The organism is Arthrobacter sp. BC5 (genome assembly GCF_056680255.1).
The window spans coordinates 3,128,760-3,148,420 of the sequence record NZ_CM155273.1; the positions used below are offsets into that span (position 1 = coordinate 3,128,760).

17 protein-coding genes are annotated in these 19,661 nt (G+C 69.2%); 6 read left to right on the forward strand and 11 right to left on the reverse strand.

Annotation, left to right across the window (positions count from 1 at the left end; all coding sequences use genetic code 11):
- Window positions 1–175 precede the first annotated feature (175 nt).
- From tkt to pgl, 6 genes are all read left to right on the forward strand, one after another.
- The gene (gene tkt, locus AC1MFI_RS14660; protein WP_479817784.1) at window positions 176–2,362 is read left to right on the forward strand and encodes a transketolase; all 2,187 of its coding nucleotides are present in this window, start codon (window positions 176–178) and stop codon (window positions 2,360–2,362) included.
- Between the two features lie 84 nt (window positions 2,363–2,446).
- Complete coding sequence (tal, locus tag AC1MFI_RS14665; RefSeq protein ID WP_479817785.1) at window positions 2,447–3,556, forward strand: transaldolase; 1,110 nt, start codon at window positions 2,447–2,449, stop codon at window positions 3,554–3,556.
- A gap of 5 nt (window positions 3,557–3,561) precedes the next feature.
- Window positions 3,562–5,208 carry a glucose-6-phosphate isomerase gene (locus AC1MFI_RS14670; protein WP_479817786.1) on the forward strand — a complete coding sequence of 549 codons (1,647 nt, stop codon included), beginning with the start codon at window positions 3,562–3,564 and terminating at the stop codon, window positions 5,206–5,208.
- A gap of 2 nt (window positions 5,209–5,210) precedes the next feature.
- Window positions 5,211–6,755, forward strand: a complete 1,545-nt coding sequence (gene zwf / locus AC1MFI_RS14675; protein ID WP_479817788.1) for a glucose-6-phosphate dehydrogenase — start codon at window positions 5,211–5,213, stop codon at window positions 6,753–6,755.
- Window positions 6,752–7,696, forward strand: coding sequence for a glucose-6-phosphate dehydrogenase assembly protein OpcA (locus AC1MFI_RS14680; RefSeq protein ID WP_479817789.1), 945 nt, complete (start codon window positions 6,752–6,754; stop codon window positions 7,694–7,696). Before zwf ends, AC1MFI_RS14680 begins: the two co-directional genes overlap by 4 nt.
- On the forward strand, window positions 7,686–8,501 hold the full coding sequence (pgl, locus tag AC1MFI_RS14685) for a 6-phosphogluconolactonase (RefSeq protein WP_479817790.1): 816 nt from the start codon (window positions 7,686–7,688) through the stop codon (window positions 8,499–8,501). Before AC1MFI_RS14680 ends, pgl begins: the two co-directional genes overlap by 11 nt.
- An 84-nt stretch (window positions 8,502–8,585) precedes the next feature.
- On the opposite strand, the gene secG is transcribed toward pgl, so the two are convergent.
- From secG to AC1MFI_RS14740, 11 genes are all read right to left on the reverse strand, one after another.
- Window positions 8,586–8,837: a preprotein translocase subunit SecG gene (gene secG / locus AC1MFI_RS14690; RefSeq protein ID WP_400484112.1), complete on the reverse strand. Its 252-nt coding sequence runs from the start codon at window positions 8,835–8,837 to the stop codon at window positions 8,586–8,588.
- 52 nt (window positions 8,838–8,889) lie between these two features.
- Window positions 8,890–9,705 (reverse strand): triose-phosphate isomerase, encoded by an 816-nt coding sequence (gene tpiA / locus AC1MFI_RS14695; RefSeq protein WP_479817791.1) that lies wholly within the window; start codon window positions 9,703–9,705, stop codon window positions 8,890–8,892.
- A 116-nt stretch (window positions 9,706–9,821) separates the two neighbouring features.
- Window positions 9,822–11,072 (reverse strand): phosphoglycerate kinase, encoded by a 1,251-nt coding sequence (locus tag AC1MFI_RS14700; protein WP_479817792.1) that lies wholly within the window; start codon window positions 11,070–11,072, stop codon window positions 9,822–9,824.
- Between the two features lie 10 nt (window positions 11,073–11,082).
- Window positions 11,083–12,093: a type I glyceraldehyde-3-phosphate dehydrogenase gene (gap, locus tag AC1MFI_RS14705; RefSeq protein WP_479817793.1), complete on the reverse strand. Its 1,011-nt coding sequence runs from the start codon at window positions 12,091–12,093 to the stop codon at window positions 11,083–11,085.
- Between the two features lie 298 nt (window positions 12,094–12,391).
- On the reverse strand, window positions 12,392–13,021 hold the full coding sequence (locus AC1MFI_RS14710; RefSeq protein ID WP_400484116.1) for a superoxide dismutase: 630 nt from the start codon (window positions 13,019–13,021) through the stop codon (window positions 12,392–12,394).
- 118 nt (window positions 13,022–13,139) lie between these two features.
- Window positions 13,140–14,120: a DNA-binding protein WhiA gene (whiA, locus tag AC1MFI_RS14715; protein WP_479817794.1), complete on the reverse strand. Its 981-nt coding sequence runs from the start codon at window positions 14,118–14,120 to the stop codon at window positions 13,140–13,142.
- A 10-nt stretch (window positions 14,121–14,130) separates the two neighbouring features.
- Window positions 14,131–15,156, reverse strand: coding sequence for a gluconeogenesis factor YvcK family protein (locus AC1MFI_RS14720; RefSeq protein WP_479817795.1), 1,026 nt, complete (start codon window positions 15,154–15,156; stop codon window positions 14,131–14,133).
- Window positions 15,156–16,055, reverse strand: a complete 900-nt coding sequence (gene rapZ / locus AC1MFI_RS14725) for an RNase adapter RapZ (RefSeq protein WP_479817797.1) — start codon at window positions 16,053–16,055, stop codon at window positions 15,156–15,158. Before rapZ ends, AC1MFI_RS14720 begins: the two co-directional genes overlap by 1 nt.
- 100 nt (window positions 16,056–16,155) lie before the next feature.
- A complete protein-coding gene (gene uvrC, locus AC1MFI_RS14730; protein WP_479817798.1) occupies window positions 16,156–18,198 on the reverse strand; it encodes an excinuclease ABC subunit UvrC in 2,043 nt (680 codons plus the stop codon).
- A 110-nt stretch (window positions 18,199–18,308) separates the two neighbouring features.
- Window positions 18,309–18,977, reverse strand: coding sequence for a lysophospholipid acyltransferase family protein (locus AC1MFI_RS14735; RefSeq protein WP_479817799.1), 669 nt, complete (start codon window positions 18,975–18,977; stop codon window positions 18,309–18,311).
- On the reverse strand, window positions 18,964–19,629 hold the full coding sequence (locus AC1MFI_RS14740) for an HAD hydrolase-like protein (protein ID WP_479817800.1): 666 nt from the start codon (window positions 19,627–19,629) through the stop codon (window positions 18,964–18,966). The genes AC1MFI_RS14735 and AC1MFI_RS14740 overlap by 14 nt, the downstream gene beginning before the upstream one ends.
- Between the last annotated feature and the right edge of the window lie 32 nt (window positions 19,630–19,661).

Below are 19,661 nucleotides of genomic sequence, written 5' to 3' on the forward strand. Positions count from 1 at the left end.
TAGTGTGGGTTCGAAAGCCCGCTGTGGAAACATGCCCGGAACAAGTCGTCGGGTTCGATGCTGTCCGCGGTCGGAGCCGAACTTCGCAGTATTCAATGGTGAACGGCCAGCCCGACGGCGTGCCTGGAGGCACTTCCCGTCGACGGCCGTTCCGCACAGAGAGGGGCCCGGAAACGTGCCACAGACGCAAGAGCAGGAACTGACCTGGACCGAACTCGACCGGAAGGCGGTCGACACGGTCCGAATCCTCGCGGCGGACGCCGTGGAGAAGGTGGGCAACGGACACCCGGGAACGGCCATGAGCCTGGCCCCGGCGGCGTACCTCCTGTTCCAGAAGCTGATGCGGCACGACCCGACGGATCCCGAGTGGACCGGGCGCGACCGCTTCGTCCTCTCCCCCGGGCACACCTCGCTGACCCTCTACATCCAGCTCTTCCTGTCGGGCTACGGCCTGGAGCTCGATGACCTGAAGGCCCTGCGCACGTGGGGCTCGCTGACCCCCGGCCACCCCGAGTACCGCCACACCAAGGGCGTGGAGATCACCACGGGACCGCTGGGCCAGGGCCTCGCGACCTCGGTCGGTTTCGCCTACGGCCAGCGCCGCCAGCGCGGCATGTTCGACGCCGACGCGCCGGCCGGTACCAGCCCCTTCGACCACACCATCTGGGTCATCGCCTCCGACGGCGACCTCCAGGAAGGCGTGACGTCCGAGGCGTCCTCCCTCGCGGGCCACCAGCAGCTGGGCAACCTCGTGGTGCTCTACGACGAGAACCACATCTCGATCGAGGACGACACGGACATCGCGTTCACGGAGGATGTCCTGAAGCGCTACGAGGCCTACGGCTGGCACACCCAGCGCGTGGACTGGACGAAGACCGGCGAGTACGTCGAGGACGTGGCCGAGCTCTACTCCGCCCTCGTCGCGGCGAAGAACGAGACGTCGAAGCCGAGCATCGTCTCGCTGCGCACCATCATCGGGTTCCCGGCTCCGAACAAGCAGAACACGGGCAAGATCCACGGCTCGGCCCTGGGCAAGGACGAGGTGGCAGCCCTCAAGGAGGCCCTCGGGTTCGACCCGGACAAGCACTTCGACGTCGACCCGGAGGTCCTGGAGCACGCACGCGGCGTGGTGCAGCGCGGCTCCGAGGCCCACAGCGCCTGGCAGGAGGGCTTCGACGCCTGGAAGGCCGGCCACGCCGACGAGGCGGCACTGCTCGAGCGCATCCAGGCCCGCACGCTGCCCGAGGGCTGGGAAGCCAGCCTTCCCTCGTTCGAGGCGGGCAAGGACATGTCCACGCGTGCCGCGTCCGGCAAGGTGCTCACCGCCATCGGTCCGGCCCTTCCGGAGCTGTGGGGCGGCAGCGCCGACCTCGCGGAGTCGAACAACACCACCATCGAGGGGTCGCCGTCGTTCATCCCCGAGGGCCGCCAGACCAAGTCCTGGTCCGGTAACCAGTACGGGCGCGTGCTGCACTTCGGTATCCGCGAGCACGCCGCAGCGGCGATCGTCAACGGCATCGTGATGCACAGCAGCACGCGGGCCTTCTCCGGCACCTTCCTGATCTTCAGCGACTACCAGCGCCCCGCCGTGCGGCTCGGCGCCCTGATGGGCGTCCCGGCCATCTACGTCTGGACGCACGACTCGATCGGTCTCGGCGAGGACGGTCCCACGCACCAGCCGGTCGAGCAGCTCTCCTCGCTGCGCACCATCCCGGGGCTCGACGTCGTCCGCCCCGGTGACGCGAACGAGGTCGCCGTCGCGTGGCGCACCATCCTCGAGAACACCGAGAACCCGGCGGGTATCGTGCTGACGCGCCAGAACATCCCGACCTACGAGCGGGGCGAGGGCGCAGCAGAGGGCGAGACCTTCGGTTCGGCCGAGGGCGTCGCGAAGGGCGGCTACGTGCTCGCGGAAGCGACGAACGGTTCGCCCGACGTCATCCTGATCGGCACCGGGTCCGAGGTCCAGCTCGCCGTCGAGGCCCGCGAGGCCCTCGGGGCGCAGGGTATCTCGGCGCGCGTCGTCTCGATGCCGTGCCTGGAGTGGTTCAACGCCCAGGACGCCTCCTACCGTGAGAGCGTGCTGCCGCGCACGGTCCGCGCCCGCGTCTCCGTCGAGGCCGGCGTCTCGCAGAGCTGGCACGGGATCGTCGGTGACGCCGGCCGCAGCGTCTCGCTCGAGCACTTCGGTGCCTCGGCGGACTACAAGACGCTCTACCGCGAGTTCGGCATCACGACCGACGCCGTCGTCGCGGCCGCCAAGGACTCCCTGGAGGCCGTAGCCGCCGACCCGCTGGCACCCAACGGCACGGCTGCCATGGCCTCGGGCCACCGGGCCACCGAGACCGGCGACCAGCAGTAACCCCACACTCGTCCCGTACCTCCAGCAGAATCTCCAGCAGAATTTCCCAGCACACATTCCGCGGAAGCGGAAAAGGAGCACACCATGACAACACCCACAGCTGATCTCTCGGCCGCCGGCGTATCGATCTGGCTCGACGACCTCTCGCGGGAGCGCATCAACTCGGGCGCCTTCAAGCACCTCATCGAGGACCGCAACGTCGTGGGCGTCACGACCAACCCGAGCATCTTCGCCGCGGCGCTCAAGAAGGGCGAGTCCTACGCCTCGCAGGTCGGTGCACTGGCGGAGGCCGGCGCCGACGTCGACCAGGCCGTCTTCGACATCACCACGCACGACGTCGCGCAGGCCTGCGACATCTTCGCCGAGGAGGCCGAGCGCACCCACGGCGCCGACGGCCGCGTCTCCATCGAGGTGGACCCCCGCCTGTCCCGCGACACCGCGGGAACGGTCGCGGAGGCCAAGCGCCTCCACGCCAAGGTGCAGCGCACCAACGTGCTCATCAAGATCCCGGCGACCGTCGAAGGCCTGGAGGCCATCTCCTCGACCCTGGCGGCCGGCATCAGCGTCAACGTCACCCTGATCTTCTCCCTCGAGCGCTACCGCGCCGTCATCAACGCCTTCATGGTGGGCCTCGAGCAGGCGAAGGAGAACGGACACGACCTCGCCAAGATCCACTCGGTCGCATCCTTCTTCGTCTCCCGCGTCGATGCCGAGATCGACGCGCGCCTCGACGCCATCGGGACCGCCGAGGCCACCGCGCTCAAGGGCAAGGCGGGCCTCGCCAACGCGCGCCTCGCGTACCAGGTCTTCCAGGAGCAGTTCTCCACCGAGCGCTGGCAGGTCCTGAAGTCCGCCGGCGGCAACGCGCAGCGTCCCCTCTGGGCCTCCACGGGAGTCAAGGACCCGAACCTCCCGGACACGCTCTACGTCGCAGGCCTCGTCGCACCGAACGTCGTGAACACCATGCCGGAGAAGACGCTCGAGGCCATGGCCGACCACGGCGTCGTCGAGGGCGACACCATCACGGGCACGTACGAGGAGTCCAACGAGGTCCTCAACCAGCTCGACGCCATCGGCATCTCCTACGACGAGGTCGTCGAGCAGCTCGAGACCGAGGGCCTCGACAAGTTCGTCACCAGCTGGTCGGAACTGCTCGAGACCGTCCAGACCGCACTCGACGCAGCAAAGGGCTGATCTCCGTGGGCTCATTCGCTCTCACCGCGTCCGGCGCGGCCCTTGCCGCCATCGAATCGGCCGTGCCCGCCCTCGTACAGGATCGTTTCGCCTCCCGCCTCCTGGCGAAGGACGCCACGCTGTGGGGTAGCGACGCCGAAGCGGAGGCTTCGATCCGCCTCGGCTGGGTCGACCTGTTCGAAGGCTCCCGCGCACTGCTGCCGGAGATCGCCGGGCTCCGGGCCGATCTCCAGGCGGAAGGCATCGACCGGATCGTGCTCTGCGGCATGGGCGGCTCGTCGCTCGCACCCGAGGTCATCACGAAGGCGGCCGGCGTTCCGCTCGTGGTCCTCGACGCCACGGACCCCGAACAGGTCCGCGCAGCCCTCGAGGAGGACCTGCAGCGCACCGCGATCGTCGTCTCGTCGAAGTCCGGCTCCACCGTGGAGACGGACTCGCAACGGCGCCTGTTCGAGCAGGCCTTCACCGACGCCGGGATCGACGCGGCATCGCGCATCATCATCGTCACCGACCCCGGCTCACCGCTGGACGAGGCGTCCCGTGAGGCCGGCTACCGGAAGGTCTTCAACGCGGACCCGGAGGTCGGCGGCCGCTACTCCGCGCTGACGGCGTTCGGCCTCGTTCCGTCCGGCCTCGCCGGAGCGGACGTCGGGACCCTGCTCGACGACGCCGAGGACAGTGCGGAATTCCTCGGGGACGACGTCGACGACAACGTGGGCCTGCAGCTCGGCGCCGTCCTCGGTGGAACAGCCCCGCTCCGCGACAAGATCGTGTTCGCCGACGCGGGCGCGGGCCTGCCCGGCTTCGCCGACTGGGCGGAACAGCTGATCGCCGAATCGACCGGCAAGCTCGGAACCGGCCTGCTGCCGGTCGTCGCATCGATCGACGCGCCGGAGCTGGCGGAGGTGGCGGACGACGTCCTGCCCGTGCTCCTCGCGCCGTTCGACGAGGCACCGAGCGACGAGCTCACGGACGGTACGCGCGTCACCGTGAGCGGCACCCTCGGGAGCCAGATCTTCGTCTGGGAGTACGCCGTCGCGGTCGCCGGACGCCTGCTGGGCATCAACCCGTTCGACCAGCCGGACGTCGAGGCGGCCAAGAAGGCCGCCCGCGGCCTGCTGGATGCTCAGCCCGAACCGGCCCCCGCCGCCTTCGTCGACGGAGTCATCGAGGTGCGGGGCGACGCCTCCCTCCTCGGTTCGTCCGGTACGGTCGCCGGAGCGCTCGAGGCCCTCCTCGCCGCACTCCCGGCCAACGGGTACCTCTCCGTGCAGGCCTACCTCGATCGCCACCGCCAGGCGGCCCTCGAGGAGATCCGCTCGCCGCTCGCCGCGGCCACGGGCCGTCCGGTCACCTTCGGCTGGGGCCCGCGCTTCCTGCACTCCACGGGCCAGTACCACAAGGGTGGCTCGCCCATCGGCGCCTACCTGCAGCTCACCGGTGCCGGCAGCGCGGACCTCGCCATCCCCGACCGGCCCTTCACGTTCGGGGAGCTCATCTCCGCACAGGCCGCCGGCGACGCCCAGGTGCTCGCGGATTCCGGACGCCCTGTCCTGCGGCTGCACCTCACGGACCGCGCGGCCGGAGTCGAACAGCTGCGGACCGTCATCTCCACCCTCGCCTCCGGCCAGGGCCATCACGGGATCGGGTGAGTATGCCTGGAAGCACGACGGCGAAAGCCGCCAATCCGCTGCGGGACCCGCGTGACAGGCGGCTCAGCCGGATCGCCGGGCCCTCGTCGCTCGTCCTGTTCGGCGTGACGGGCGATCTCGCCCGGAAGAAGCTCATGCCGGCCATCTACGATCTCGCGAACCGGGGGCTGCTGCCCCCGAGCTTCGGCCTCGTCGGCTTCGGCCGCCGCGAGTGGACGCGCGAGGAGTTCGTGGAACAGGTCAGGGAGTCGGTGACGCAGTACGCACGGACGCCCTTCAACGAGACGGTGTGGGAGCAGCTCTCCGCGGGCATCCGTTTCGTCACCGGCAACTTCGACGACGACGAGGCGTTCAAGAACCTCAGGGAATGCCTCGAGGACCTGGACCAGAGCAGGGGAACCCGCGGCAACCACGCGTTCTACCTCTCCATCCCGCCCAACGCGTTCGAGACGGTCTGCCAGAAGCTCTCCGAGCACGGGCTGGCGCAGCCGGACGACGGCCAGTGGCGCCGGGTGGTCATCGAGAAGCCTTTCGGTCACGACCTCGAATCCGCGCGCGAACTGAACGGCATCGTCGAGGAGGTCTTCCCTCCCGACGCGGTCTTCCGGATCGATCACTACCTGGGCAAGGAGACCGTCCAGAACATCCTGGCGCTGCGCTTCGCGAACCAGCTCTTCGAACCGCTGTGGAACGCCAACTACGTGGATCACGTCCAGATCACCATGGCCGAGGACATCGGGATCGGCAGCAGGGCAGGATATTACGACGGCGTGGGTGCGGCGCGTGACGTCATCCAGAACCACCTGCTGCAGCTGCTGGCCCTGACGGCGATGGAGGAACCCATCTCGTTCGACGCGGACCACCTCCGGTCCGAGAAGGAGAAGGTCCTCGCGGCCGTGTCCCTGCCGGAGGACCTCTCCGGAAGGTCGGCCCGCGGCCAGTACGGCGCCGGGTGGCAGGGCGGTGAGCGCGTGAACGGCTTCCTCGAGGAGGACGGCATCCCTGCCGATTCCACGACGGAGAGCTTCGCCGCGCTGCGCCTGGACATCAACACGCGCCGCTGGTCCGGCGTGCCGTTCTACCTGCGGGCCGGGAAGCGGCTCGGCCGCAGGGTCACGGAGATAGCAGTGGTCTTCAAGCGGGCGCCCAACCTGCTGTTCCGGGACCATCACGAGGAGGACTTCGGGCAGAACGCCGTCGTCATCCGTGTCCAGCCCGACGAGGGCGTGACCATCCGCTTCGGCTCGAAGGTGCCCGGGACGCAGACCGAGGTCCGCGACGTGACCATGGACTTCGGCTACGGCCATTCCTTCACGGAGTCCAGCCCCGAGGCCTACGAGCGGCTCATCCTCGACGTCCTGCTCGGCGAGCCGCCGCTCTTCCCGCGGCACGCGGAAGTGGAACTGTCCTGGAAGATCCTCGACCCGTTCGAGAAGTACTGGGAGTCCCTCGACGGCCAGCCCGAACCCTATGTACCGGGGAGCTGGGGTCCCGCATCCGCTGACGAGCTGCTCGCAGCCGACGGACGTACCTGGAGAAGGCCATGATCGTGAACCTGCCCGACACCACCACCTCGAAGGTGTCGAAGGAACTGATGGCGTTGCGCGACCGCGGTGGCGTCGTCGCGCTCGGGCGCGTGCTGACGCTGGTCGTCATCACCAAGTCCGGCTACGAGGAGCAGGCGATCGACGCGGCGAACCAGGCGAGCCGGGAGCACCCGTGCCGCATCATCGTCCTCGCCGAGGAATCACCGGACGAGCCCACCCGGCTCGACGGCCAGATCCGCGTGGGCGGCGACGCCGGAGCCTCGGAGGTGGTCGTGCTCCGCGGGTACGGCGAGCTCGCGCACGAGAACGAATCGCTCGTGTCCGCGCTCCTGCTGCCGGACGCTCCGATCGTGGCCTGGTGGCCGCACGGCGTCCCGCAGGCGGCATGCCGGACGTCGATCGGCAGCATCGCGCATCGCAGGATCACCGACTCCGCGAACGAGGCGGACCCGACGGCCGCGCTGTTCAACATCAGCAGCACCTACGCCGCCGGTGACACGGACCTCGCCTGGACGCGCCTGACCAACTGGCGGATCCAGCTCGCGGCGGTGCTGGACCAGCTGGAGGGCGACGAGCCCATCACCGCGGTGACGGTCGAGGGTGCCTCCGACTCCCCCAGCACGGTACTGCTCGCCGCCTGGCTGACGAAGGCGCTGGATGTCCCCGTGACGATCGCTGCGGGACCGGCCGGGACGGGCCTCAAGCGCGTGCGCTTGGCCAGGAGCGGTGGCGACATCGAACTGCACCGTCCCGGCCACGACGTCGCTGAGCTGTACCAGCCGCACCAGCCGGTGCAGCACATCTCCCTTCCTCGCAGGGGACTCCGCGATTGTCTCGCGGAGGAGCTGAGGCGGCTCGATCCGGACGAAGTATTCGGCGAGGTCATCACCGAGGGTCTCGCCCGAACCAACCTAAGGAGTGTGCAGACGAGTGAGCGCTGAACCGAAAGTCAGCATCCATCCTTCCCAGAGCTCCCTGGCAGCCGCCGTGGCCGCCCGACTGATCACCCGCCTCGTCGACGTGCAGAGCGATCGGGGAACGGCGACGGTCGTCCTCACCGGCGGATCCGTCGGCACCGCGGTACTGCAGGCCGTCGTCGAGTCCCCGGCCCATACGGCCGTCGACTGGGCGAACGTCCATTTCTGGTGGGGCGACGAGCGCTTCCTGCGTGCTGAGGATCCGGACCGGAACGCGGTCCAGGCGCGGGCCGCCCTCCTCGACCGCATCGCCGTGGACCCCGTCAAGATCCACGAGTTCGGGTCGAAGGACGAGTTCCCCGACGAGGACGCTGCCGCGCTGGACTACGCCGAACAGCTCGCGGCGGCAGCCCGGTCAGAACTCGCAGCGGACGGGGAGACGGTGCAGCAGGATCCGCGCCTCCCGCGCTTCGACCTGCTCCTGCTGGGCGTCGGACCTGACGCGCACATCGCGTCCCTCTTCCCGGAGATGGCGGGCATCCGCACCAGGGGCGCGACGACGGTGGGCGTCGCCGACGCGCCGAAGCCTCCCCCGCAGCGCATCTCCCTGACCCTCGAGGCGATCAACACCGCCCAGGAGGTCTGGCTCTCCGTCAGCGGCAGCGACAAGGCCGGCGCCGTCGGACTCGCCCTGGCCGGAGCCGGGCACGTGCAGGTTCCCGCGGCCGGCGTGCGCGGGGTGCGCAAGACTCTGTGGCTGGTCGACCAGGACGCCGCGCAGAAACTGCCGGGTCGCCTGATCGACCACGAGGACGACGTGCCCGCCTGACCTCACGGCCCTGCTACGGAGAATGCCCCCGCTTCCTGCTGGAAGCGGGGGCATTCTCCGTGGAACGCTGGAACGGACCGGAGCCTACGACTCGCCGGCGAACCGCTGGATGAGTCCCAGCGAGATGATGACGACTCCCCATGCGAGGCCGAGGGCCACCGTGAAGCGGTTGAGGTTGCGCTCGGCCACCCCGGAGGATCCCATGCTCGAGGTCATGCCGCCACCGAACATGTCCGACATGCCGCCGCCACGACCCTTGTGGAGCAGGATCAGCAGGGTCAGCAGGAGGCTGGTGATCCCGAGCAGGACGAGCAGGATGATACGAAGGATTTCCACGGGGCCCTTTCAAGGCTCGGTAGCCGCTCGGTGGAGCGGCAGGCGCACGGAACTAGTCTGTCACCAGATGCTGTTCGAACCTGACAATACTAGCAAACTCGGCTACGTCGAGGCTCGCACCGCCGACCAGGACGCCGTCGACGTCCCGCTCCTTGAGGATGCTCGCAGCGTTGGCCGCCTTCACGGAGCCGCCGTACAGGAGGCGCGTCTTCGAGGCGGTCCCGGCGTCGAACAGCGAGCCGAGTTCGGCGCGGAGAGCGGCGCACATCTCCTGCGCGTCCTCGGGGCCGGCGACCTCGCCGGTGCCGATCGCCCAGACGGGCTCGTAGGCGACCACGAGTGTCGCTGCCTGCTCCGCCGACAATCCGGCCACGCCCTGGCGGAGCTGCTCGAGGGTGTGCGCGACATGCGTGCCTGCCTGGCGGACCTCGAGGCCCTCCCCGACGCAGAGGACCGGGACGAGCCCGTGCCGGTAGGCGGCCTGTACCTTGCGGTTGAGCAGCTCGTCCGACTCCGAGTGGATGGTGCGGCGCTCCGAGTGGCCCACCAGCACGTAGGTGCAGTCGAGCTTGCTCAGGAACTGTCCCGAGATGTCGCCCGTGTACGCGCCGGAGTCCTCCGGCGAGAGGTCCTGCCCGCCGTAGACGACCTCCAGGTTGTCACCCTTCACGAGGGTCTGGACGCCGCGCAGGTCGGTGAAGGGCGGGAACACCGACACCTCGACGCGCGAGAAGTCGTGGCCCGCGTCGTCGAGGGTCCAGGCAAGCTTCTGCAGGAAGGTGATGCCCTGCATGTGGTCGAGGTTCATCTTCCAGTTGCCCGCGATGAGGGGCCGGCGGTCGAAGGCGCCGTTGGTCGAGGTGGTCATCGTCGTACTCTCTTCTGTTCGTTTCATGACGGCGGGATCCGCACGGCGCAGGCCGTGCGGATCCCGCCATTCCGGTGCCGCCGGAAAGGGGCGGCTGGTCGTGCCGGTGCTGCCCGCTAGTCGCGGACGAGCGCCGTCAGACCGGGCAGTTCCTTGCCCTCGAGGTACTCGAGGCTCGCGCCTCCACCGGTCGAGATGTGGCCGAACTGATCGTCGGCGAAGCCGAGGCCGCGCACGGCGGCTGCGGAGTCTCCGCCGCCGACCACCGTGAGGGCACCGTTCGCCTGGGCGTCGACGAGGGCCTGCGCGACGGCCCGCGTCCCGCCGGCGAACGCTTCGAACTCGAAGACGCCCATCGGCCCGTTCCAGAACACCGTCTTCGCCTCGGCGATGTTAGCCGCGAAGTCCTCTCCCGTGACAGGCCCGATGTCGAGTCCGATGCCGGACCCCCCGTAGGGGCCCGACTCGATGGCGTCGGCTGCGACCACGCTGGATCCGGCGTCCGCTGCGAATTTCTCCGCCACGATGATGTCCGTCGGCAGGACGAACTGCGTCCCGTCCCGGGAACCTCGCTCGAGGTAACCGCGGACGGTGTCGAGCTGGTCCTCCTCCAGCAGGCTCGCGCCGACCTTGTGGCCCTGGGCCGCGAGGAACGTGAAGACCATGCCGCCGCCCACGAGGATCCGGTCGGCGGTGCCGATCAGGTTCTCGATCACGGCGAGCTTGTCGGACACCTTGGATCCGCCGAGCACGACGACGAAGGGCCGCTGGGGGTCCTTCGTCAGCTTCTCGAGGACCACGAGCTCCGCCTTGACCAGGTCTCCCTGGTAGGCGGGCAGCAGCGACGCGACGTCGTAGACGCTCGCGTGCTTGCGGTGGACGGCTCCGAAGGCGTCATCGACGTACGCGCCGTCCGCGCCGACGAGGGCGGCCAGCTCACGGGCGAACGCCGCGCGCTCGGCGTCGTCCTTGCTGGTCTCGCGCGCATCGAAGCGCACGTTCTCGAGGACCAGCACCTCACCCTCGGAGAGCGCTGCGGCCGCACGGCGGGCACCCTCCCCCGTGGTGTCCGTCGCGAGGCTCACCGGGAAGTCCGCGAGCCCGCGCAGGGCATCGACGGCCGGCTTGAGGGAGTACTTCTCCTCGGGGGCGCCCTTCGGACGACCGAGGTGGGCGAGCACGATGACTGCCGCCCCTGCCTCGCTCAGCTTGCGCAGAACGGGCAGGGACGCGCGCACGCGGCCGTCGTCGGTGACCCTGAGCTCCGGGACCTCGCCCTCGAGGGGCACGTTGAGGTCCGAACGGACGAGGACGCGGCGCCCCCGGACGCCTTCGGCGAGCAGGTCGTCGAGAGATGCGTAAGCCACGGGCGATCGCCTAGGAGAGCTTGGCAGCGACGATTTCGGTCAGGTCCACCAGGCGGTTCGAGTAGCCCCACTCGTTGTCGTACCAGCCCACGACCTTGACCTGGTTGCCGAGGACCTTCGTCAGGCCGGAGTCGAAGATGCACGACGCCGGGTCCGTCACGATGTCCGAGGAGACGATGGGGTCCTCCGTGTAGGAGAGGTAGCCCTTGAGCGAGCCATCGGCAGCGGCAGCCTTGTAGGCGGCGTTGACCTCCTCCGCGGTGACCTCACGGCCCAGGGTGACCGTCAGGTCCGTGGCCGAACCGGTGGGGACGGGAACGCGGATGGCGTAGCCGTCGAGCTTGCCCTTGAGCTCCGGCAGGACGAGGCCGATCGCCTTCGCCGCACCCGTGGAGGTGGGCACCATGTTGATCGCTGCGGCCCGGGCGCGGCGGAGGTCCTTGTGCGGGCCGTCCTGGAGGTTCTGGTCGGCGGTGTACGCGTGGATCGTCGTCATGAGGCCGCGCTCGATGCCGAAGGAGTCGTTCAGCACCTTGGCGAGGGGGCCGAGGCAGTTCGTGGTGCAGGACGCGTTGGAGATGATGTGGTGGTTCGCGGGGTCGTAGTCGCCGTCGTTGACGCCGAGCACCACGGTGAGGTCCTCGTCGGAGGCGGGAGCGGAGATCAGGACCTTCCGGGCGCCGGCGTCGATGTGCTTCTGCGCGTCGGACGCCTTGGTGAAGAACCCGGTGGACTCGATCACGATGTCGACGCCGAGATCCTTCCAGGGGAGCTTCGCCGGGTCGCGCTCGGCCAGCACCTTGACGCGCTTGCCGCCGACCACGAGGTCGCCGCCGTCCACCTCGACGGATGCCTTGAGGCGGCCGGTGACGGAGTCGTACTTGAGCAGGTGGGCGAGGGCCTCGGGGCTCGTCAGGTCGTTGACGGCAACGATCTCGAGGTCAGCGCCCTGCTCGAGGGCCGCGCGGAAGTAGTTGCGACCGATGCGGCCGAAGCCATTGATTCCAACACGAGTAGTCACTGGTTTCCATCTCCTTCATAGGTGGTGCCGCCGTGCTGACCCTTCTCGGGTGACGCCGGCGACGAATAAATCTGTACCGGGCACACCATCGTGCCGACGTGGATCGGGTCCTGCTGGCTCCCTGCGGAGCGGTGTCCCGTCATGGGAGCCGTGCCGGGATCACTCCCTGCACGGCTCCAACCTTACTCAGCGCGGCGTTCCGCGCGCACTCATGACGATGTTCGCCGGGATCGGGTGGGCGTGGTGCCTGCCCTGCCCGTCCGCGGCCCTTCGGGGTCCGGCCCTTCGGGGCCGGGTGTCAGAGGCCGGGGGTGATGAGGGTGGAGGCCCCGGTGCGGGCTGCCTGGAAGCGGGTCTGGACGTCGGCCCAGTTCACCAGGTTCCACCACGCCTTGACGTAATCGGGCTTGACGTTGACGTAGTCCAGGTAGAACGCGTGCTCCCACATGTCCAGCATCAGAAGCGGCACGGTACCCACCGGCACGTTGCCCTGCTGGTCGTAGAGCTGCTCGATCACGATGTTCTTGCCCAGCGGCTCGTACGCCAGCACCGCCCACCCCGACCCCTGCAGGGAGGTCGCAGCAGCGGTGAAGTGGGCGCGGAACGCGTCGAAGGACCCGAACGCGTCGTCCAGGGCCGCGGCGAGCTCACCCTCGGGCTTGTCGCCTCCCTCGGGGGACATGTTCTTCCAGAAGATGCTGTGGTTGATCACGCCGCCGACGTGGAACGCGAGGTCCTTGGAGAGCTTGGGGATGGTCCCGAACTGGCCCGTGGCGCGGGCCTCGGCGAGCTGCGCGAGGGCGTCGTTGGCGCCCTTGACGTAGGTGGCCTGGTGCTTGGAGTGGTGCAGCTCCATGATCCGGCCCGAGATGTGCGGCTCCAGGGCCGCGTAGTCGTAGTCAAGATCCGGCAGTACGTATTCGCTCACGTAGTCCTCCATGTAGTGATCTCAGGTACCTGCGCGGTCGGCAGCTCCTCCGGGAGTCCCGACGGCAGGCGCCCCGCTTGATCAGAAGCGGGCTTGTCGTTCCATCCTATGCACTCATTCACTCGTCGAGCATGTCCGGGGTCACATTGGCGTCGGTCCCAGGGATACCGATGTCGGAGGCCCTCTTGTCCGCCATCGCGAGGAGCCTCCGGATGCGTCCGGCGATGGCGTCCTTCGTCATGGGCGGGTCGGCCAGACGCCCGAGTTCGTCGAGGCTGGCCTGCTTGTGGGCCACGCGCAGTTCCCCGGCGTACCGCAGGTGATCAGGAACGGTCTCGCCGAGGATCTCGAGGGCGCGCTCCACGCGTGCGCCCGCTGCGACGGCGGCCTGAGCGGAGCGGCGCAGGTTCGCGTCGTCGAAGTTGGCGAGGCGGTTCGCCGTCGCGCGGACCTCCTTGCGCATCCGTCGCTCCTCCCAGACCATCAGCGCGTCATGGGCGCCCATGCGGGTGAGCAGGGCCGCGATGGTGTCACCGTCACGGATCACGACGCGGTCGACGCCCCGGACCTCCCGCGCCTTCGCGGCGATGTCGAGCCGGCGTGCGGCACCGACCAGCGCCAGGGCGGACTCCGGGCCGGGGCAGGTGACCTCGAGGGACGAGGACCGCCCGGGTTCCGTGAGTGAGCCGTGTGCGAGGAAGGCGCCGCGCCACACGGCCTCGGCGTCCGCCGTCGACCCGTTGACGACGGCGGACGGCAGGCCCCGGACGGGGCGTCCGCGGCCGTCGAGCAGCCCGGTCTGGCGGGCCAGGGATTCACCGTCGCGCACCACGCGCACCACATACCGGTTGCCGCGCTTCAGTCCCCCGCCCGTGACGACGATGATCTCGCTGTTGTGGCCGTACACCTCGGCGATGGCCGCACGCAGCCGGCGGGCCGTCGAGGCGAGGTCCACTTCGGCTTCGATGACGATCCTGCCCGAGATGATGTGGAGTCCACCGGCGAATCTCAGCAGCGCGGACACCTCGGCCTTGCGGACCGAGGACTTCTTGACGTCGAGGTGCGAGAGCTCCTCTTTGACGTCGGCGGTCAGGGCCACAGATACACTCCTAGTTCTCTCCGAACATGTCGTTGTAGGACGTCGCCAGCCGTAGCGGATCATGGACGGGCTTGCCGGTCGAAACTCCCACTGTACCGAAGACCGCGCGTCCGCCCATCCCCTCGACCGCTTCCTCGAACTCGGAGCGATCGGCTATGACGGCCGGATCCGCGAGCACCACGTCGACCGTGAATCCTGGCGCATACCGTGAGATGACGTTCAGGTGGTCGATCGCACTCATCCCCTGGGTCTCCTTGGTGTCGTTGCTCAGGTTCATGGTGAGGCAGCGCTTGGCCGATGTGCGGCACAGGGCGTCCCGCAGTTCGGGAAGCAGCAGATGCGGCAGCACGGAGGTGTACCAGGAGCCCGGGCCCAGGATGACCCAGTCGGCCAGTTCGACGGCCTCCAGTGCGTCCGCGCAGGCGGGGGCGCCGGACGGGAGGAGGCGTACGCTGCCGACGTTGCCGGTCTCGGCGGCGACCGCGAGCTCGGCCTGCCCGGTGATGGTCCTGACGCGCAGCGATCCCTGCACCTCGCTGAGGACATCGCCCTCGATGGTCAGGGGTACGCCGGCCATCGGCAGGACCCTGCCGCGCGCCCCGAGCAGGGCACCGGCCCACTGCAGGCCGGCCACCGGATCACCCAGCAGTTCCCACAGCGTGACGATGAGCAGGTTGCCCATGGCGTGGTCGTCGAGTGAACCGGCCACCCCGTCCCGGGAGGTGAAGCGGTGCTGCATGACGTCGCGCCAGGTGCGGCCCCAGTCGGTGTCGTCGCAGAGCGCCGAGAGCGCCATGCGGAGGTCTCCGGGAGGAAGCACTCCGAGCTCGTGCCGGAGCCGGCCGGAGGATCCTCCGTCGTCGGCCACCGTCACCACGGCCGTCAGCTCCTGCGTGAGGAGGCGCAGTGCGGACAGCGAGGCGGAGAGCCCGTGGCCACCACCGAGCGCGACGACGGAGGGCCCGGAGCCCTGTCCCTCACCGTGCCTGCGCGCAGCGGGAGGGACGAGGGGCAACGGCCCGGAGAACAGCGCCACTACTCACGTCCGAGGTCGCGGTGGTGTGCGGTGACCTGCACGCCCGGAAGCTGCGCCAGGCGCTGCGCGATCTCCTCGGTGACCGCGACCGAGCGGTGCTTGCCGCCCGTGCACCCGACGGCGATGGTGGCGTAGTGCTTGTTCTCGCGGCGGTACCCATCGAGGACGGGGACTAGCGCATGCACGTACCGGTCGATGAAGTCGCCCGCGCCCTGAGCACCGAGGACGTAGTCGCGTACTGGTGCGTCGAGGCCCGTCTGCGGACGCAGGACGGGCACCCAGTGCGGATTGGGGATGAAGCGGACGTCGGCCACGTAGTTGGCATCCACGGGGAGGCCGTACTTGAAGCCGAAGCTCATGACGTTGAGCCGGAGGACGATCGGCCCGGACTCGGAGAAGAGCTCCGTGACACTGGTGGCCAGGGCGTGCACGTTGAGGTTCGTCGTGTCGACCACGACGTCCGAGGAGTGCTTCAGTTCCTTGAGTACCTCACGTTCCTCGGCGATGCCGTCCAGGATCCGGCCGTCCCCCTGGAGGGGATGCGGGCGGCGGCCCTGCTCGAAACGGCGGACCAGCACGTCGTCGTCCGCGTCCAGGAAGAGCACGCGATAGTTCACCCCGGCCGAGCGAAGCCCGTCCAGGGAGGCCTTGATGTCGTTGAAGAGCTCCTTGCCGCGCACGTCGATGACGACGGCGAGCTTCGGGATGGACTGCGGCGTCCGGGCGACGAGCTCCGTCAGGGTGGTGAGCATCTGCGGGGGCAGGTTCTCCACGACGTACCAGCCGTGGTCCTCCAGGGCGTTCGCAGCCGTACTGCGCCCGGCGCCCGACATGCCGGTCACCACCAGCAGCTCGGATTCGGTGGGTTTGACCGGAGTCAGGCTCGTGGCCTCAGTCATCGTGGTGCATCCGTTCCGGCTCGACGGGGCACCCGGTATCCCGGCCTGCCCTGGTATGTGCGGTCTCAGCGGCACGCCTTCGACCGCGCCTTCAGCCTAGCTAATCTTCGATGATCTCGCCCGTGGCCATGTTCACGGCCGGAGCGGGTGCCTCGTCGGTGGTCGAGGCGAGCGAGGATCGGATGGTCTCGGCGAGGGCCCGACCGACGCCCGGCACCTCGACGAGCTCCTCGACCGACGCCGTCCGGATCTTCTTGACCGAGCCGAAGTGCTTGAGCAGGGCCTTGCGCCTGGCCGGTCCGAGCCCGGGTACTTCGTCGAGCGCGGAGGCGGTCATCGACTTGCCGCGCTTCTGCCGGTGGAACGTGATCGCGAAGCGGTGTGCCTCGTCCCGGATGCGCTGCAGCATGAACAGCCCTTCCGAGGCCCTCGGCAGGATGACGGGGAACTCGCTGTCCTGGACCCACACCTCCTCGAGCCGCTTGGCGAGGCCGATCACGAAGATGTCGTCGATCCCGAGGTCCTCCAGGGCGCGGGAGGCCGCAGCCACCTGGGGCGGACCACCGTCGACGACGACGAGGCTGGGCGGGTACGCGAACCGGTTCCGGGTGACCGCCGTCGTCGTGTCCCGAAGCGGTTGGCCCTGTTCGTCCACCGCGGGATGCGCGAGGACCGAGGCGTCGTCGTCGACCGGGTCGACGTCCGGATCGGGAGCGGCGGCATCGCGTTGCTCCCCTGCCTTGCCCGCGAGGTAGTTGCGGAAGCGGCGGTGGATGACGTCGTACATCGACGCGGTGTCGTCCCGGGCGGCGTCGCCCGTGATGGAGAACTTCCGGTACTCGGACTTCCGAGGAAGGCCGTCCTCGACCACGACCATCGACGCCACCACGTTGGTGCCCTGGACGTGCGAGATGTCGAAGCATTCGATGCGCATGAGCGGCTGGGGCAGGTCGAGGGCCTCCTGGAGTTCCTGCAGTGCCGCCGAACGGGTGGTGATGTCCCCGGCCCGCCGGCTCTTGTGCAGGCGCAGGGCGTCCGCGGCGTTCTGCTCGACCGTCCCCAGAAGGGTCGCCTTGTCGCCGCGCTGCGGTACCCGGACGTCCACGCGCGCGCCGCGGAGCCCCCGGAGCCACTCGAGCATCTGGTCGGAGTTGCTGGGCAGGACCGGCACGAGGACCTCGCGCGGGATCTGCTCGTTGCTGCTGTCACCCTCGCCGTAGACCTGCTGGAGCAGGTGCTCCACGAGATCCGACGTGTCCATGTCCTCGACCTTCTCCACGACCCAGCCGCGCTGGCCCCTGATCCGGCCACCCCTCACGTGGAACACCTGCGCCGCAGCCTCGAGCTCGTCCTCCTTCAGCGCGAAGATGTCGGCGTCCGTGTCCTCGCTGAGGACGACCGTATTGCGCTCGAACACCCTGCGGAGGGCCGCGATGTCGTCGCGCAGGCGCGCGGCGCTCTCGTAGTCGAGCTCGGCGACGGCGGCAGCCATCTTCCTCTCGAGGCCGGAGATGAACTTCTTCGCCTCGCCGGACATGAAGTCGCAGAACTCACCGGCCAGGGCCTTGTGGTCCTCCGGGCTGATGCGTCCGACGCAGGGCGCCGAGCACTTGTCGATGTACCCGAGGAGGCAGGGCCTGCCGGTGCGCTCCGCGCGCTTGAACACGCCGGCGCTGCAGGTCCGTACGGGAAAGACGCGGATCATCGTGTCGACGGTCTCGCGGATGGCCTTCGCCGGGTAGAACGGCCCGAAGTAGCGCGTGTCCTTCTTCTTGTCCCCGCGCATGACCTGCACGCGCGGGTACTTCTCCCCCATGGTCACGGCGAGGTACGGGTACGACTTGTCGTCGCGGAACATCACGTTGAAGCGGGGGTTGAATTCCTTGATCCACGTGTACTCGAGCTGGAGCGCCTCGAGCTCACTGCCGACGACCGTCCATTCGACGCCGGCGGCCGTGAAGACCATGGTGCGGGTCTTGGCGAGCAGGCCCTGCGGATTCGCGAAGTAGGAGTTGAGCCTCGACCGCAGGTTCTTGGCCTTGCCCACGTAGATGACCCGGTCATGCTCGTCCCGGAAACGGTAGACACCCGGATCGGTCGGGATCTCGCCGGTCTTCGGACGGTATGTCACGGGGTTTGCCACGTCATCAATCCTAGGGCTGGCCGGTGACACGGCTGGACACGCGGCGGTCCTTTCCGCTGACCGCTGATGCGCCCGCCGGTTGCGGCACCGCAGGGAACCCCGCGGCCGCGCTATTCGGCGGCGGGGCTCTGGTTGTAGTGGGGCACCCGCTCCTGCCCGGTCAGACCGGCGATGCTGTCCATGATGGCATCCGTCGCACTGCGGCGTGCCGGGAGCGGGTGCCCGGGGCCGGTCTTCGCGAAGACCAGCGGCTCCCCTATCCGCATCGTGAAGTGCTGCGGCCGGATGCCCTTCTTCCCCGCGGGCTGCAGGGCATCGGTGCCGAGCAGGCCGACCGGCACCACGGGCGCGCCCGTGGTGAGGGCGAGCCAGCCGACGCCGGTCCTCCCCCGGTACAGGCGGCCGTCGCGAGAGCGGGTCCCCTCCGGGTAGATGCCGACGCCGTCGCCCTGCTCCAGCAGGTCCAGGAGTGTCTTGAGTGCCTGCACGCTGGCGGCCTGCTGACCGCGTTCCACGGGAATGGACCCGACGCCCTCGAAGAAGGACTTCATGAGGGCGCCCTTGATCCCGGCGCCCGTGAAGTACTCCGCCTTGGCGAAGAACGCGACCGGCCGAGGCATGAGCGCCTGCACCAGCACGCTGTCGAGGAAGGAGAGGTGGTTCGCCGCGACGATGAAGGGCCCGTCCTTCGGCACGTTCGCCAGTCCTTCGACGGAGGGCCGGCAGAGCCCGGCGATGAGTCCGCGCGTGGTGCTGCGGGTCAGGTCATAGACGCCCACGGAGCACCACCAGCAGCTCGTCCGCGGAGTGCACGACGGCGGCCGCACCGGCGGCCCCCAGCTCGCCGGGCGCGGCGAACCCCCACGAGACACCGATGCAGTCGATCCCGTTGGCGATCGCGCCCTCGACGTCGTGCCGGCGGTCACCGACCATCATGGCCCGCCCTGCCTCGTACCCGTGGTGCTCGAGTGCCGCACGGATGATCGGCGCCTTGCCGCCCACGGTCGCGGCCTCGTCCCGGGGAGAGCCGTGGACCGACGCGAAGAGGTGCCGGAGCCCCTGCGCGGCGAGGAGCTCCTCGGCGAGCCACTCGGGCTTCTGGGTGGCGACCGCGACCACGGCTCCCGCGTCGGCGAGTGCCTCGACGCAGCGGGCGATGCCCGGGTAGGGACGGCTCTGCGCCATGCCCGTCGCCACGTAGCCGGCCCGATAGGTCGCCACGACGTCCTGCACCCGGGAGGCGGGAACGCCGCCGAGGGCGGTGAGGGACTGCACGAGGGAGGGTCCCACCATGGCGTTCAGTGAGGGGTCGGGCGGTACCGGGAACCCGTGGCGGACGAGGGCGGCGCTGATGCCGCCGGTGATGGCTCCCGCCGGGTCGACGAGGGTTCCGTCGAGGTCGAAGAGTATCAGCGCACGTAGATCTGCCACCGGGCAAGCTTGCCATAGCACCGGGAGGGCAT